This window comes from Streptomyces sp. CAI-85 (genome assembly GCF_013363615.1).
Taxonomy (GTDB): domain Bacteria; phylum Actinomycetota; class Actinomycetes; order Streptomycetales; family Streptomycetaceae; genus Streptomyces; species Streptomyces antibioticus_B.
Genome location: NZ_JAANNX010000001.1, coordinates 19,078 through 35,337 on the forward strand (window position 1 = coordinate 19,078; position 16,260 = coordinate 35,337).

The following is a 16,260-nucleotide window of genomic DNA, read 5'->3' on the forward strand; positions in this document are numbered from 1 at the left end:
GCTCCGCGTCGCGGTCCGGTCGATGGATTCCGACCGACCGGACCGCGACGCGGGGCCGTCCGGGGCCGGTGCGTGGGCCCGGCCGAGTCGCGTCCGGCTGAGTCCTGCGGGTGCCCTGCGTGTTCTCTCCGCCGGGCGCTCGCCGGTGCGCGACGATACGGACACCGAAGGGAAAACCAGACAAAAGCAGCACAGAGGCAGGGAGACGAGGCGGACGTGTCCGGCAGCGAGAGCGAGAACCCAGCAATCCCCTCCCCGACGCCCAGGGCGACCCGGCCCTGGTCGAACCAGGACTGGTGGCCGCAGCAACTGGACCTCCAGGTCCTCCATCAGCACGCGCCCCAGGCCGATCCGATGGACGCGGACTTCGACTACGCGAAGGAGTTCGCGACCCTCGATCTCGACGCCCTGAAGCGGGACGTGTTCGAGGTGATGACGGCGTCCCAGGACTGGTGGCCCGCCGACTACGGCCACTACGGGCCGCTGTTCATCCGGATGAGCTGGCACGCCGCCGGGACGTACCGCATCGCCGACGGGCGGGGCGGCGGCGGTTCCGGCGCGCAGCGCTTCGCGCCCCTCAACAGTTGGCCGGACAACGCGAGCCTCGACAAGGCCCGCCGGCTGCTCTGGCCGGTCAAACAGAAGTACGGCCGGAAGATCTCCTGGGCCGACCTGCTGGTGTTCGCCGGGAACTGCGCCATGGAGTCGATGGGCTTCGAGACGTTCGGGTTCGGCTTCGGACGGCAGGACATCTGGGAGCCCGAGGAGATCTTCTGGGGGCCCGAGGACACCTGGCTCGGGGACGAGCGCTACAGCGGTGACCGGGAACTCTCCGGCGCGCTGGGCGCCGTACAGATGGGTCTGATCTACGTCAACCCGGAGGGGCCGAACGGCAATCCGGATCCGCTGGCGGCCGCGCGGGACATCCGCGAGACGTTCGGGCGGATGGCGATGAACGACGAGGAGACGGTCGCGCTCATCGTCGGCGGTCACACGTTCGGCAAGTGCCACGGCGCGGTCGATCCCTCGTACCTGGGCCCGGAGCCCGAGGCCGCGCCCCTGGAGCAGCAGGGTCTCGGCTGGCGCAACACCCATGGCAGCGGGGCGGGTTCGGACACGCTGACCAGCGGTCTCGAGGGTGCCTGGACGAACGAGCCGACGCGGTGGGACAACGGCTATCTGGACAATCTGTTCCGCTACGACTGGGAGTTGACGACCAGTCCGGCGGGGGCGAAGCAGTGGACTCCGACGGACGCCTCGGCGCAGGGCACCGTGCCGGACGCGCACGATCCGTCGAAGCGGCACGCCCCGATGATGCTGACGACGGACCTGGCGCTGAAGGTGGACCCGGTCTACGGGCCGATCGCCAAGCGCTTCCACGAGAACCCGGACGCCATGGCCCTCGCGTTCGCGAAAGCCTGGTACAAGCTGCTGCACCGTGACATGGGTCCGCTGTCGCGCTATCTCGGCCCGTGGGTCCCCGAGCCGCAGGTGTGGCAGGACCCGGTGCCGGCCGTCGACCACGACCTGCTCACGGACGCGGACGTGGCCGCGCTGAAGGGCGTGATCCTCGCGTCGGGTCTTTCGCTCCCCCAGTTGGTGACCACGGCCTGGGCCGCGGCGGCGAGCTTCCGCGGCACCGACAAGCGGGGCGGCGCCAACGGCGCCCGGATCCGGCTCGCGCCGCAGAGGGACTGGGAGGTCAACGACCTGCCCGAGGTGACCGAGGTCCTGGAGACCCTGGAGCGGATCCAGCGGGACTTCAACGGTTCACAGACCGGCGGCACGAAGGTCTCGCTGGCCGACCTGATCGTGCTGGGCGGCTGCGCGGCCGTCGAACGGGCCGCGAAGAACGCCGGGTTCGACATCACCGTCCCCTTCGCGCCGGGCCGTACGGACGCCTCGCAGGAGCAGACCGACGCGGAGTCGTTCGCCGTGCTCGAACCCCGGGCGGACGGCTTCCGCAACTACGTCCGGGCAGGCGAGAAGCTGTCCCCGGAGACCCTCCTGCTGGACCGCGCCAGCCTGCTGACGCTGACCGCCCCGGAGATGACGGTCCTGGTCGGCGGCATGCGGGTCCTGAACACCGGCTTCGCGGGATCCTCGCACGGCGTGCTCACCCACCGGCCGGAGTCGCTGACCACCGACTTCTTCGTCCATCTCCTCGACATGGGCACCGAGTGGAAGCCGTCGGCCACGGACGAGAACGTCTTCGAGGGCCGCGACCGCGTCACCGGCGAACTCCGGTGGACCGCCACCGCCGCGGACATCGTCTTCGGCGCCCACTCCCAGCTCCGCGCCCTCTCCGAGGTCTACGCCTCCCAGGACGCGGGCGGGAAGTTCGTACGGGACTTCGTGGCGGCCTGGGACAAGGTGATGAACCTGGACCGGTTCGACCTGCGCTGAGTCCACGGCCGCGGGTGGCCGGACCGTGCGGTCCGGCCACCCGCGGTGCGGGCGGTATGGCTACTGCGGCATCTCGTAGGCACCGGACAGGGCCTCGACGCGCTGCCACACCCGCTCGGTGCGGGACGCGTCGATCGCCGGACGCCGTATCGCGCCGAGCGCCCACTCCTGCTGGCGTTCGGTCGCGGAGTCCTTGCCGTGGAGTTCGACGGCGTGCGTGGAGAAGTCCCGGACCAGGACGGCGAAGAGTTCGTCGAGGACGTCCTCGTCGAGTCCGCTGAGCGCGGCCTGCTCCAGGACCAACTGGCCGTGCACGACGAGGGCGAAGAGCTGGCCGACCGCGAGGAGGAGGTCGAGGTCGCGGCTCTGCTCGGCGTCGGGGGCGGCCGTGGTGACGAACTCGCAGAGCGCGTCGGCCTGTTCGCGGAAGCGGGCCACGTTGGGCAGGTGGGCGTAGGCGTCGAAGGCGGGCCGCCAGTCGTGGAAGCGCACCGAGCCCAGACCGCGGGCCGGACCCTGCCGGAACAGGAAGTCGTCGTCGGCCGCGTCGAGTCGCGTGGCTACGGCGGGGTAGTCCGCCGGGTCGAGGAGGTGGCTGCGCATGAACTTGAGGATCAGCGCCAGGTTGACGTGGACCGTGCCTTCGAGCTTGGGCAGACCGCGGATCTCCACGGCCGCCTGGCCGAAGTAGGTGTCCTTCTCGAAGCCCTTGGCCGCGATGACGTCCCACAGCAGGTCGATGACCTTCTCGCCCTCCGTGGTCACCTTCATCTTCGTCATCGGGTTGAACAGCAGATAGCGGCGGTCCTCGGGACCGGCGGTGCGGAAGTAGTCGACGGCGCGGTCGCTGAAGTGCTTCATGCCGACGAGCCGCACGTACGCGTCGGTCAACTCCCGCCGCACATGCGGGAAGGCGGTGACGGGACGGCCGTAGAGGACGCGGTTGTGAGCGTGGGTGACGGCCTCGTACATCGCGTGCTCGCAGATGCCGATGGAGGCGGTGCACAGGTTGAACTTGCCGACGTTGACGGTGTTGAGGGCGGCGTCGAAGGCGGCACGGCCGGTGTGCAGGACGTCCTCGGCGGCCACGGGGTAGTTCTCGAGGCGGAACTCGCTGACGAACTTCGAGGAGTCGACGACGTTCTTGACCAGGTGGTAGTCCGGGTGCCTGCTGTCCGCGGCGAAGAACACATAGCCGTCGGGGCCCTCGACGTCGGTGCGGCGGCCGAAGACGGAGACGAGCCCCGCGGCGTTGCCGTTGCCGATGTAGTACTTGGAGCCGGTGGCGCGGAAGCCGCCGTCGCCGTCGGGCTCCAGCAGCATGTCGGTGGAGTAGATGTCGGCGCCGTGGGTCTTCTCCGACAGTCCGAACGCGAACACCTCGCCCTGCGCGAGGAGTTGTGCGGCGCGGGCGCGGGCGGCGGCGTTGTCGCTCTGCCACACCGGGCCCAGGCCGAGGATGGTGACCTGCCAGGCGTACCAGTAGTCGAGGCCATAGAAGCCCAGGATCTCGTTGAGCGCGGCGATGCGGGCGGTGTCCCACCGCTTGTCCGCCTCCGACTCGCCCGCCTCGGACGCCGGTGTCAGGAAGGTGGCGAAGAGGTTCTCCTTCGCGGCGAAGGCGAGGAAGTCACCGAGCCAGGCGCGGGTGCGGTAGTCCTCCATGAGCTGCCGCTTCCCGCGCGCCTCGAACCAGTCGACGGTGGCGCGCAGCAGACGGCGCGTCTCGGGGTCGAAGTGCGCGGGGTCGTACGTACGCGGGTTGAACAGCAGGCGGTCGGCCATGTCAGGGACACCTTTCGGCAGGGGGATTCGGGTGCGAGGTGGCGACGGTCAGCGGTCCGGCGCGAATCCGGCCAGCGTGGCGAGGACGTCGTCCAGCCAGCCGATCATCATGCGCTCGTAGGCGATGCCGCCGCGCAGGACGACGTGCTGGAGTTCTCGTTCCGGGTCGAGGGGTGCCGCCTTCGGTCCCGGGAAGTCGCGGGTCTCCCCCGCCAGGTAGTGCGCCAGGCGGTCCCGGTGCACCTGGCGGTGCCGCTCCACCTCGCTGATCAGGGCGGCGGGGTCGTCGAAGGCGGCGCCCCTGATCTTCACGGCGAGATCGTGGCGGACGCTCTCCGGTTCGATCGGATCGCCCAGCCAGGAGGACAGCGCGGCCCGGCCCAGGTCGGCGACGCGGTACTCCCGTTTGTCCGGCCGTCCCTGCTGCGGGACGTCCTGGGCGTCGACCCAGCCGTCGACCTCCATGCGCTTGAGCACGCGGTAGATCTGCTGGTGCGTGGCGGTCCAGAAGTAGCCGATCGACCGGTCGAAACGCCGGGCCAGCTCATAGCCGGAGCCCGGCTTCTCCAGGAGCGACACCAGGATCGCGTGTTCGAGCGCCATGCCCGTGATCCTTCTATGCAACTCGTTGCATAGCAAGCGGGGCCGGGCCCGATGCGACGCGTTTCACGCCGCACCGGGCCCTGGGGCGTTGCGTGGCCTGGCCACTACCGGCATCGGACGGTCACCGGCTCACGGACGCTGTGCGCGGGCAGGGTGACCCGGAGGGTGTGGGTGTCGGCGTCCCATTTCCAGGCCGACGCGGACAGTCGGGCGCCCTGCACGGTCATCTGGCGCGGCGCCTGTTCCAGGCCGGTGAAGGACACGGTCCACCGGCGACGGCTCACCTGGCCCTTGAAGGTGCCCTCGGCCGGTCCGATGGCCAGCAGGTGGGAGTCGCCGTGCTCGGCATACCGGATCCGCGTGGTGGCCGCGCGCCGGGAGGGGGCGCTGTGGCCGTCGTCCTCGTAGAGGGAGAAGGTGCCGGAGTCCCCGGCGGCGACCGTGAGGCTGACCTTGTCCAGCGGGCTGTGCGCGTCATGGGGCACGTTGTCGGTCCGCGTCGCGAGGACCGCGCCCGCGCGGACGAAGACCGGCATGGTGTCCAGGGTCGTCGTGACGTCGTACGTCGCTCCGCCCGCGGGCGCGGTGTAGGCGCGGCCGGTGAAGTAGTCCGTCCACCGGCCCGGCGGGAACCACACGGAGGTGGTGGCCGTGGTGCCGGGCGTGGTCACCGGGGCGACCAGGAGATCGGGCCCGTAGAGGTACTCGCCGCCCGCCCTGTCGTAGGCGGCCGCCTCCTCCGGGTAGTGCAGGTAGAGCGGCCGCACGATGGGCACCCCGGTGGCGTTGGCCTCCTGTGCGAGCGTGTACGTGTAGGGGACCAGCGCCTCGCGCAGCCTGAGGAACTTCTCCGACGACGCGCGCGCCTCGGGGCCGTACTGCCAGGGCAGGCGGTCGCTGTGGTTGCTGTGCAGGCGGTCGATCGGCTGGAAGGTGCCGAACTGCACCCAGCGCGCGTACAGGTCGTCGGGCAGCTTGGTGGTCCGGCGGGTCGTGCCGTCCACGACGTAGGTCTCGGCTCCGGGGATGCCGTAACCGTCGTTGTGGCCGCCTATGTCGTGGCTGACGGCGGGCAGGCCCGTGGCGACGGACTCCCCCGGTGTATAGCCGACTTCGGCGCGCAGCGTGCCCCAGTTCGACGTCGTGTCGCCGGAGAAGTGCAGGGTGCTGCGCTTGTCGGCCCAGGGTCCGGTGGGCAGGCCCACACCGCCGCTGTAGCCGCCGGCCTGCAACGACCCGTACGCGCGGGAGACGACGAAGCCGCGGTCGCCGGTCTCGGAGGTCAGGTCGGCGTACTTCTGGTTGATCCAGGCGTCCGGGGTGACTCCGGACTGCGAGGAGCGGGAGGCGTCGCAGCACCAGTCCAGCCACCACACGTCGTGGCCGGCCCGGTCCATCGGCCGGTGCAGATCGAGGTAGGCCGTGAGCTGGTCGGGGTCGCCGAAGTCGAAGACGTAGCAGTCCGACCCGGCGGCGGGCGCGCAACCGCCCTTGCGGAGCTTGCCCTTGGCCGTGGCCTGCGCCTTCGCGAACTGCGGGTCGGATCCGAGGATGCTCGGGTGCACGTTGAGGGAGTTGGCGAGCCCTTGATCCTCCGACCAGTCGAAGAACCCTTCCGGATCGGGGAACTTGACCGGATCGAAGTTCCAACCGCTCCAGGTGTTGGGCCACTTGAAGTCGGTGTCCGTGACGAGTACGTCCAGCGGCACGCCTGCGGCGCGGAACGCGGGGAGGATCGTGTCGCGGTAGTCGGACTCGGTGCGGTCGATGTACTCGGAGTACCAGACACCGTAGGCCCAGCGGGGCAGCAGTTGCGGCGGGCCGGTGAGCGTCGCCAGGTCGCTCAGTCCCTGCCGGTAGTCGTGGCCGAAGCCGAAGAGATAGCCGTCCTGGTAGGGCAGACCGGCGTGCGCGGGACGGGGGGTGGCGGTGCCGGTGCCGGTCCCGGCGGTGCCGGTGCTCGTGCTGGTGCTGGTGCTGGTGCTGGTGCTGGTCGGGGCGTCGTAGACCGCGGAGGACGTGTCGTCGAGCAGATACCAGCCGTCGCGGTGGAGCAGCCCGGGTGTGGTCCAGGGGGTCGGGTCGGCGTCGCCGTCGAGTCCGTCGAGGCTGCGCCGGTATCCGCCGAGAGCGAGGTGCGGGGCGGGGGCAGGGTCCGTGGCGCGGGCGAGCGCGAGCGTATCGACGTTGACGTGACAGCCGTCGGTGTCAGGGCAGTTGAGGGTGACGCTGTCGGTCCCCGCCTTCAACTCGACGGGGATCGAGGCCGACCGCCAGGTGTCCCAGTCGTCCGTGACGGGAAGGGCGGTGCTGTGCGGGGCGCCGGTGGCGGTGACGACCTCGATCTTCCGTGGCTGGTGCAGGCCGTCGCCTCCCCTGCCGTTGGCGTAACGCAGGTGGAGCTGGTAGGTGCCGTCCGCGGGCACGCCCGCGATCGGGACCGAGAGGGCGGCGCCCTTGGTGAGTTCGGCGACGAACCCGTACCCGGCGTGTCCCTCGTGATCGGTGGCGACGCCCGCGGAACCTGCCAGGAGCCCGTCCTCCGCCTCACAACTCGTACCGAACCGGCAGCCCGGTACGGCACTCACGGCCCGGGAGGGATACCCCGCCCCGGACGGAAGCAGGGACACGCTGTCGACATTCACATTCCCCGAGTCGTCCGACGCGCGGTGCAGCCGCACCGAGTGGTGACCGGCGCCGAGCGACAGCGGCAGGCGTGCCACGCCCCAGGTGTTCCAGTCACGCGTCTCCGGAAGGCTGATGGTGCGGTCGGCGCCGCCGTCCACACTGACGCTGAGCGTCCGGTTCTCGTGACGGCCGTCGCCCCCGACGGAGTTGGCGTACCGCACGGCGAACTCGTACGCACCGGCCTCGGGTGCCCGTACGTCGGCTGCGAGGGAGTGACGGTCGACCTCGAAGCCGGCCAGGAATCCCTTGCCGGTGAACTGCGCGTGATTCGAGGCGAGTCCGGGACCGTCGTACACCTGATCCTCCGCCTCGCAGAGGGCGCCCACCACGCACACCCGGTGCTGCCACGGCGCGGCCAGCACGGGGTCCGGTCCCGCCTTGAGCCGTACGGTCAGGTTGTCGGCGGTGAACGGCCCGGAGCCGACTCGATAGCGCAGGGTCAGGGCGCTGGTGGTGATGGTGAGGAGCCCGTCCTTGACGGAGGACGTGTAGCGCGCTGGGGTTGAAAAGGCGTTCCGTCCAACGGCGTTGAAGGTGGCACGGTTCTCGAACTTGTCGTCGCCCGCGTACTCGGTACGGATGAGCGTCGGCGACAGTACCTGGAATCGGGCGTGGGGGACGGTGACGGTCGGGGGTGGGGTGGTGCTGGTAGCTGGCCGGGTTGTGGTGCCCGCGGCGGCGGCATCGACACCGACCAGCCCGAACACGACCGCCAGACAGACGGCGAAGCGGCTGCCGGCCTTGGGCACACGCGAGGAACGGAAGAATCCGGAGTTCGACGGTCGCACGGGCACGCTCCCATTCCCGACGGACAAGCGGCAACGACTCCACAGACGCACGTGTTGCAACGATGTAAAAGCGGCTCTCAGGCATGAGAGCACGTCGCTCGTCTCGGTGTCCACACTCGAATCAGGACATCGCCGAGCGTGGAGGGGGCTGGCGGCTTGGAGTTGGCCGTTACGGTGTCTGGGGCAGGCCCGGTGGGAGGTAGCAGTGGCAGATCATGGCAGGTCCTGCGACGATGCCCGCCTGGCTGCCCACGGCGCCGTATCCACGTCGTTGGCGCTTCAGAGTGACCGCGAGCTGCGTGATCTCGTGGACGCCGGCGCGCCGCTCGGCTCGGGCATCGGCGGGCAGACGGTCCTGCTGGAGGTCGAGGGCACCCCGGTCTTCGTCAAGCAGGTACGGCTGACCGATCTGGAACGGCAGCCGGAGCATGCGCACTCCACCGCGAACCTCTTCGGCCTCCCGACCTTCTGCCACTACGGCGTCGGTGCCATCGGCGGTCCGGGGTTCGGGGCGTGGCGGGAGTTGGCCGTGCACACCATGACGACGGAGTGCGTTCTCGCCGGGGACTATGCGGGCTTCCCGTTGATGTATCACTGGCGGGTGCTACGGGACTCGGGCCGACCGCTCCCCGAGGAACTGGCCGACGTGGACCGAGCCGTCGCCTACTGGGGAGGCGGTGCGGAGGTACGACGCCGGATCGAGGCCCTCCAGCGGTCGACGGCGAGTCTCGTGCTGTTCCTGGAGTACATCCCGCAGAACCTGCACGACTGGCTGGGCGTGCAGGTCGGGGCGGGTGACGAGATGGCGGAGCGGGGCTGCGGCATGGTGGACGACGAGCTGAGAGCCGGGATCTCATTCATGAACGCCCGCGGACTGCTGCACTTCGACGCCCACTTCGAGAACATCCTCACCGACGGCCGCCGGCTCTACTTCACCGACTTCGGCCTCGCGATCTCCTCCCGCTTCGACCTCACCCAGGCCGAGGCGGACTTCTTCGACGAACACCGCGCGTACGACGAGTGCTACGCGGTGACACACCTCGTGAACTGGCTGTCCGTAGCCCTGCACGGCCACAGCCCGGAGGAGCGCCGAGCCTTTGTCCACTCCTGTGCTGAAGGGGTGCCTCCGGAGGGGGTTCCGGAGTCGATCGCAACGCTGCTTGTTCGATACGGGGCGGTCGCTGCGGAGATGGGAAACTTCTATCGCACGTTTCGGGAGGGGAGCCGGACTGCTCCGCATCCGTTGGCGGGGATCCGGCGGGGGCCAGGGCTCGAAAGGGGCTCCGGAAGCCGCTGAACGTGTGGGCGTCGTCCGATCGACCGAGTCGTGGTGTCGTGCCCTGGCTGCCCCTGGGGTGTGGCCGGTGAGTCGGTGTCCTCGCGCAGGCCGTTACTGTCAGGCGTCATGCGAATCCTCGTACTTGGCGGCACCTCGTTCGTGGGCCGAGCCATCGTGGACGATGCTCTCCACACGGGCGCGGAGGTGACCCTGTTCGGTCGGGGCCGAACGGGATCGGAGCTGTTTGTGAGGACGACGTGTCGGCCCGATACGGCTCACGGGCGACGATCGTGCGGCCTGGGAAGGTAGTCGGCCCTTACGACGTGCAGGCCAGGCTTACGTACTGGGTGCGGCGGGCCGCGCGTGGCGGCCGGGTGGCCCTGCCGGGACGTCCCGAGCAGCCGGTTCAGGTCATCGACTCGCGAGACCTGGCCCGCCTCGTGGTGCAGTTGCTCGTGGACGACAGACCTGGTGCGTTCCATGCCGTCGGCCCGGCCGAGCCGACCACAATCGCCGATCTGATCCACACCTGCGCGCGGGCCGCGAGCAGCAAGGTCGACCTCGTTCCGGTGCCCGCCGAACGGGTGCCGCGCTCCCTCCCACTGATCCGCCCCGAATCGACGTGGTCGACTCAGCGGCGCAGCCCGGCTCGCGCCCACGCCGCCGGAATGCCGGCGACTCCGTTGGCGGTGACCGTCGCGGACGTGCTGGCGTGGGACCGCGGTCGGGGCGAGCCACCGCTGGGGCACGGCTTGTCTCCAGAGGAGGAGGCAAGGCTGCTCTCTGGGGCCTGATCGCCGGTGCGGGCAAGGGCATCCAGCGACACCACGGTTTGCGGCTGGCGTTAGAGCCAGCGTTGAACGGGCCTTCGTGCGAAGGTGGTGGCCATGCTGCAACTCGCCTCCTGGCTAAGGTCCTTCAGGTACGTGTCCGGGCTCTCGGTGACGCCCTTCGCTGCGTGTCGAGAGACAGGCGTCCCGGGGCCGGAACATGCCCTGGCGGAGGGCGCGACGCTCTGTCGCATTCCTCAGAGCCGCGTGACCGTCTATCGGCATCGGTTCGTCGCGAGGAGATCCGGTAGGTGCCCGGGGTGCCGAACAGAGGCGGTCAGGGTCATGTCCGGGCGGGCTCGGGTGTCGACGGATGGTGAGAGTCGGTGAGGGTCAGGCTGCCTTGTTGCCGTCCTCAAGGTCTCCTCGTTCGCTGGCCTGAACGACACGCCCCCCCAGACGGGCGAGCGGCGATAGGGCCATCAGCACCGGGGACAGCAACATCCCGACGGCCGTCATCAGGAGGCTGCCACGCACACCCCACTCCTCCGCCAGGAATCCGCCGAACAGGGCGCCGAGTGGGGCCAGTCCCATGCCGACGAATGTGATCGTCGCGGCCGCGCGGCCTTGCATGTGGTGCGGCGTGACGGACTGCCGGACGGTCATCACCGTGACGTTCACCAACTGGCCGCCGGTCCCGAACACGAAGCTGACCGCGATGAGTGCGAGGACCGTCACCGCGGACGAGCCGTGCAGCGCGGGTACGGCCAGGAACGCGCCGTCGCCGATCGCCGCCGCCACCACGAGTACCGCGCCGTACCCGAACCGACGCGGCAGGCGGGCCGCCAGCAGTGAGCCGAGGAGCGTGCCCGGACCGGTCGCCGCGAGCGCCAGTCCGACGGCGGTGCCCGACAGGTGCAACTCCCTTGGCAGAAAGAGCAGGTAGACGGTCATCGTCGCCGCGAAGAAGAACTGGAAGGCAGCCGAGGCGAGGCACACGGCTCGCAACAGGCGTTCACCGATGACGAATCGCAGTCCCTCACAGACTTGCCGCCATGTGCGCGGAGCCCGCTCCGAGGTCTCCGGGATCGATTCAACTTGGCGGATGCGGCGAATCGACAGGGACGACAGCGCGAAGAACAGTCCACCGGTGGCCGCGGCGATCGGCGCCGAGAGCAGGGAGACGAGCGCCCCTCCGAGAGCAGGACCACCGATCTGCGCCGCCGACCTGCTCCCCTCCAGCGCACTGTTGCCCCGCACCAACTGATCGTGCGTCACCATCCTGACGAGGGATGTCTGATAAGCCACGTCGAAGAACACGGACAAGGCTCCGACCGTGAAGGCGACCACAAACAGCGCGGGCAGGCCGAGCCAGCCGAAGAGGCCAGCCACGGCGGCGGCGCCCAGGGCCAGGGTCCGACCGACGTCCGTCAGCACCATGACCGTTCGGGTCCGCCACCTGTCCACCCACGCCCCGACGAAGAGTGAGAGCAGCAGAACGGGCGCCTGCCCCACCGCGCGCAGGACTCCCAACTGGCCGGCGCTCGCGTTGAGGGTCAGCACGGCGAAGAGCGGCAGGATCACCAGAGTCGTGTGTTCGCCGAGTTGTGAGGCGGTCTGCCCTGTCCACAGTCTGCGGAAGTCGCTGTTCCGCCAGAGGCTGGACGACGCGGGTCGGCCGGAATCGGATCCGGCGGAGGAAGCAAGCGGCACGGGGGGAGTTCCTTGTGTTGCCGACAACGAGGCCCCGCCGCCGGGCACATGAACGGTGCTCGACGGTTCAGGGAGGGAAAGGCTCGCTGTGCCGCGACAACAAGGGCAGCACGCGATGACCGGCCGTCACGGCCTACGACGTCAACGCGCGCTCGGAAGACCGGGCATGTCTGTCAGCTCCTCGGAGATTGCTTGCCGCCCGCACGGTAGCTCTTGGTGTCCGGGCGGCGAAAGGTGTTTTCCTCGCAGCCAATCGCCAACCCATGCCGCGCGAACATTTTCAGGCAAGGAGGGCCCGTAGGCGGCTGCCGAACGTCTCAGGCAGGTTGGACTGGGCTTCGAGCCCGTCGAGGAAGGTCGTGTCCGTGCTCGCGGTGAGGGCGTCGAGCGTGAGTGGGTCCAGGGACGAGACCACCAGTCGCCCTCCGGCGATGGTCGGTCCGCTCGGTATTCGGGTGCGGGTGTGGAGCAGTGGGAGTCGCGGGCGTAGTTCACTGCCGGTGGGTGCGATCTCGTCGAGGGCGAGGCGCCACACCGGCGCGTCGTCGATCAGCCGATCCATACGCAGTTTCTCCACCCGTGAGGCGAGGAGAGGGAGTTCGGCGAGGACGTCGGTGAGGTGTGCTGTCGCCTCGGCGAGGGTCAGGTCGCCCACGAGGGGATCAGCGGAGGGGTGGTGGAGGTGGAGGGAGCGATCAGCGAGGGCGTGGACGGGCAACTGCTCCAGTAGTGACGTGTCCGGGGTGAGCGGTTCCATCAACTCCGTCATGCCGTAACGAGCGACGCCGTTGATGAGCACCAAGGTGATGTCCCTGTCGCGGGCGTTGACCAAGGACGTGTACGGGTCATCGTCCTGCCCGCGTATCACCACGATGTCGGCATGACGCCCGGGGGTCAGGGACCCGACCGCCTCGTGCCAGCGCAGCATTCTCGCGGCATCCCGCGTGGCCATGGCGACCAGTTCGCGATCAGTGAAGACCGCACCGGCGGCGCCCGACGCGAGCTGCGCGGCCTTCAGTTCACCCAGCAGGCCCTTGCTTCCCGACACCGACCAGTCCGAACCCAGGCCGATGAGGATGCCTGCCGCCTTCGCCGCAGCGACGTCGGCTGTCTTGCCGTAGAGCAGAAGGTTGGAGAGCGGCGACCACACCATGGAGCCGCCGTGTTCGGCCATGATCTGGAAGTCGTCGCCGGTGAGTGGCGTGCAGTGGATGCCGACGAGATTCTCGGTGATCGCCCAGTGGCCGGGCTCGAATTCGAGGGCCTGGAAGTGCGCCCGCGCGCGGTGGTCGACGCCTTCCGCCAGGTGGAGGAGCAGGCGGTTGGGCTGTTGCAGTCGTGCCAGGAATCGGCGGGCGTCCTCGGCCTCCACGTCGGCGATACGCGTCCTGGCCTCGGGGAGTGCCGGGTCGTCGGTGGCTTCGATGTTGCGGACCGTGCCGCGGTACATGCGCCGCGAACCGGAGTTGCTGAAGAGGGCGATGCCCTGACTGGTGGTGGTGCCGTTGATCAGCGCTTTCGCCTCTACGTAGCGGACGATGGCCGGCATGGACTCCGGGTCCTCCCCCAGGACCCGCATGGGGCCGGTCACCAAGCGCCGGTAGTCAGGGTTCGAACTGCCGCCCCACTGCGACCGGTTGGTGAAGAGACGCGGCACCTGCCACAACTGGAGGATGTCGTACGGGAGATGGTTGTGCAGCTCGATCAGCCCGGGGTAGGCCGTGCCGGCCGTGTCGATGGGTGGCACGTCGAGGAAGTCCGCGGGCGGAGGGGCGGTGGCCGGGAGCACCTGGTCGATGAGGCCGCGGTTGATGTAGAGGACGCCGTCCTCGACGACGGTGTCCTGGCGGTCCATGGTCACGATGCGTCCACGCAGGGCGAGGCGGCCACCCTCCGCCGCATCCACCGGGGGCATGATGGGCCCCTCTCCGCGCACACGGTGCGCTTTCCCCTACGCACTTCCCTATCAATTGGACGACGGGAGAGCTGTCACCGCCATGGGACGCATGGGGTGGCCCGGGTGCACCGTGACCTCGGCGGGGTTTCAATGAAGGTGTACGCATACGCAACCGGTGTCGATCTCAGAGGGCGCGCCATGCACGAGATCACGCGGAAAGAGCAGGATCAGCTCCTCAAGATCATGCGTCGGCACAAGAAGCGCTTGATGCAATACCCGAATGTTCGTTCAGTCGATGTCGGTTTCAAGTTCAGGCGCAAGCGTCCCTCCGACCGTCTCGCGATCCGCGTGCACGTCGAACGCAAAGTGCCGAAGTCGAAGCTCGACAAAGCCGACCTGTTGCCCGACGAGATCGACGGAATTCCGCTGGACGTCATCCAGAGCAATCCCGAACTCCTGGCCGACTTCCGGAACTCACGTCAGGATCCCGTCGTGGGCGGAATCAATGTGGGGAACGTCAAGCTGACCGGCCCCGGAACCCTCGGATCCATCGTGTTCGAACGGGGCACGCTGCGCCCGCTGGCCCTCACCGCTTGGCACGTGATCGTCGCCGAACCGGCCGTGAGCATGGATCCGGTCATCCAGCCCGACCCCAAACCGCCCGACACTCCCCTGCCGAACGCCTTCCTCGGCCGCCTCCTCCGGTGGGACGAGCCTCTGGACGCCGCCGTCTGCTCCATCGGCCAGCAGGACGGGACCCAGGCGCGCAAGATCTCCACCTCCCTTGTCGGACTGCCGCAGCCCGCGGCCGGGAGCAAAGCCCCTGTCGTCGGCCTCAAGGTGATCAAATCCGGACTGAGGACCGCCGTCACGCGCGGAATCATCGACGGAACCGACGGCGTGGAATTCTCCGTCATCGAGGACAGCGACGCGCCGCCGTCCGACGGTGTCCTCGGTGGTCCTGGGGATTCCGGCTCACTGTGGCTTGACCGGCAGACGCATTCGGCGGTGGGGGTGCTGTTCAAGGGGGAGGCGAATCCCGAGTTCCGTATCTGGGCGCACTCGGTGCCGAGAATCTGCGACAAGTTGAACATCTTCGTCCTCGATACCGCGGCCATAGGAACTGCGTGGATCGGCGGCCACTGCCGCGTACTCGCCAGCACGCGCCCACTCGCTCCATGCGCCCTCAAAGTCGTCTACCCCAGCGGCCGCACGAGCCACGCGAGCGGTCTGGGGCCGGCCCAGGCCAATGCGCAAGGAATTGTCGAATGGCGCTGGAGAATAGGAACCAGCACGCAACGCCGTCCCGGCGTGAAACTGAGCGCGCAGGTGACTCTGGACGGGGTGCAGCATCTCCTCACGGCGGAACTTGAGGGTGCTACGGATCTCACGCACTGACGTTGGCTGCCGCTCAGGCGGAAGCTGTGTGACGCAGCACCGCGCACCCATCCCTCCGACCAGGACCAGGCTTGCGCAGCCTCGTCTCCACGTCCGGCGGTCTACGACTTGGGCCGCCTTTCGTCGGCTGTGAGACCGCGGAGTGTCCAGAGTCCGTACAGGGCGAGCAGGGGTTTGGCGAGCGTCCACTCGCCGGGGCGGTAATCGTCGGCACGTACGAGTCTGTCCGCGAGATCGGGGCGCTGCCGACGCAAGTACGCGCGGGCCTTGAGGGCGTGTGCCGGCTGGGAGACGATCTTGATGCGGTCGACGTCTTCGAGCAGCGGGATCACGTGGGTGATGTTCTCCCATGTCGTGCGGCTTTGGTCTTCGAGGATCACCGTGCCGTCGAACCCGAGCACCGACTTCGCGTAGTCGGCCATCAACTGCGCCTCCGCGATGTCCCCGTTGGGCGAACCGCCGCTGAAGATCAGTCGCGCGCCTTGTGCAGCGTCAACGCTGATGGAACGGATTCCTGCCCGAACCCGCCAACGGTTGATGAAGTTCGCCGTCGCTTGGGGGTTCTGGAATCCCAGCACGACCACAGCCTCGACGGGGCCCTCTCTGTTGGCCACGAGGGCGCGAGACCAGCGCCTGTTCAACCACTCGCCCCATGCCAGGGCTGCCGCCCCGGCCCCGACAACCGCCATGCCTGCTCGTCGTCGCATGTGGCGACTCTAGGTGAGGTGGGTGGCGACCTCGCCGGAATCGGGATGCGAGGAGTTCCCGGTGCTGACCCTGGCCTTCCGAGGCGATCATGCCATCGTCCATCTGATGAGTGACCCCGAGCGGACGTTTCTACTCGTAGGAGACGGCACCGTGCCCTCCGGCGCCGAGGTCGAAGCTCCCATCGGGGACGACCTCGCTGTTTTCACTGGAGTGGTGTGAGTTGTA

Annotated in this window: 11 protein-coding genes; 5 read left to right on the forward strand and 6 right to left on the reverse strand. The window is 68.9% G+C overall.

Annotation, left to right across the window (positions count from 1 at the left end; all coding sequences use genetic code 11):
* The first annotated feature begins 216 nt into the window (after window positions 1–216).
* On the forward strand, window positions 217–2,406 hold the full coding sequence (gene katG, locus G6W55_RS00085; RefSeq protein WP_175518649.1) for a catalase/peroxidase HPI: 2,190 nt from the start codon (window positions 217–219) through the stop codon (window positions 2,404–2,406).
* A gap of 60 nt (window positions 2,407–2,466) precedes the next feature.
* On the opposite strand, the gene G6W55_RS00090 is transcribed toward katG, so the two are convergent.
* The 3 genes from G6W55_RS00090 to G6W55_RS00100 all read right to left on the reverse strand — a co-directional run bounded on the left by G6W55_RS00090 (window position 2,467) and on the right by G6W55_RS00100 (window position 8,180).
* Entirely contained in the window at window positions 2,467–4,191 is a 1,725-nt protein-coding gene (locus G6W55_RS00090; protein ID WP_175518650.1) for an acyl-CoA dehydrogenase family protein, read from the reverse strand.
* 48 nt (window positions 4,192–4,239) lie between these two features.
* Window positions 4,240–4,794 carry a PadR family transcriptional regulator gene (locus G6W55_RS00095; RefSeq protein ID WP_175518651.1) on the reverse strand — a complete coding sequence of 185 codons (555 nt, stop codon included), beginning with the start codon at window positions 4,792–4,794 and terminating at the stop codon, window positions 4,240–4,242.
* A gap of 104 nt (window positions 4,795–4,898) precedes the next feature.
* A complete protein-coding gene (locus tag G6W55_RS00100; protein WP_175519133.1) occupies window positions 4,899–8,180 on the reverse strand; it encodes a TIM-barrel domain-containing protein in 3,282 nt (1,093 codons plus the stop codon).
* Between the two features lie 295 nt (window positions 8,181–8,475).
* On the opposite strand from G6W55_RS00100, the gene G6W55_RS00105 reads away from it, so the two are divergent.
* On the forward strand, window positions 8,476–9,567 hold the full coding sequence (locus tag G6W55_RS00105; RefSeq protein WP_175518652.1) for a protein kinase family protein: 1,092 nt from the start codon (window positions 8,476–8,478) through the stop codon (window positions 9,565–9,567).
* Between the two features lie 272 nt (window positions 9,568–9,839).
* Window positions 9,840–10,343 (forward strand): hypothetical protein, encoded by a 504-nt coding sequence (locus G6W55_RS00110; protein ID WP_309243611.1) that lies wholly within the window; start codon window positions 9,840–9,842, stop codon window positions 10,341–10,343.
* A 369-nt stretch (window positions 10,344–10,712) separates the two neighbouring features.
* On the opposite strand, the gene G6W55_RS00115 is transcribed toward G6W55_RS00110, so the two are convergent.
* A complete protein-coding gene (locus G6W55_RS00115; protein WP_175518653.1) occupies window positions 10,713–12,032 on the reverse strand; it encodes an MFS transporter in 1,320 nt (439 codons plus the stop codon).
* A gap of 280 nt (window positions 12,033–12,312) precedes the next feature.
* Window positions 12,313–13,947: an amidohydrolase family protein gene (locus G6W55_RS00120; protein WP_175518654.1), complete on the reverse strand. Its 1,635-nt coding sequence runs from the start codon at window positions 13,945–13,947 to the stop codon at window positions 12,313–12,315.
* A gap of 180 nt (window positions 13,948–14,127) precedes the next feature.
* Between G6W55_RS00120 and G6W55_RS00125 the strand changes: the two genes are divergently transcribed.
* Window positions 14,128–15,327 (forward strand): hypothetical protein, encoded by a 1,200-nt coding sequence (locus G6W55_RS00125; protein ID WP_175518655.1) that lies wholly within the window; start codon window positions 14,128–14,130, stop codon window positions 15,325–15,327.
* A gap of 101 nt (window positions 15,328–15,428) precedes the next feature.
* Here the strand turns inward: G6W55_RS00125 and G6W55_RS00130 are convergent, their stop codons facing one another.
* Window positions 15,429–16,034: a YdcF family protein gene (locus G6W55_RS00130; protein WP_175518656.1), complete on the reverse strand. Its 606-nt coding sequence runs from the start codon at window positions 16,032–16,034 to the stop codon at window positions 15,429–15,431.
* 61 nt (window positions 16,035–16,095) lie between these two features.
* Here G6W55_RS00130 and G6W55_RS00135 point away from each other — a divergent pair, with 61 nt between their 5' ends.
* Window positions 16,096–16,254, forward strand: coding sequence for a hypothetical protein (locus tag G6W55_RS00135; protein ID WP_175518636.1), 159 nt, complete (start codon window positions 16,096–16,098; stop codon window positions 16,252–16,254).
* Window positions 16,255–16,260: the final 6 nt, after the last annotated feature.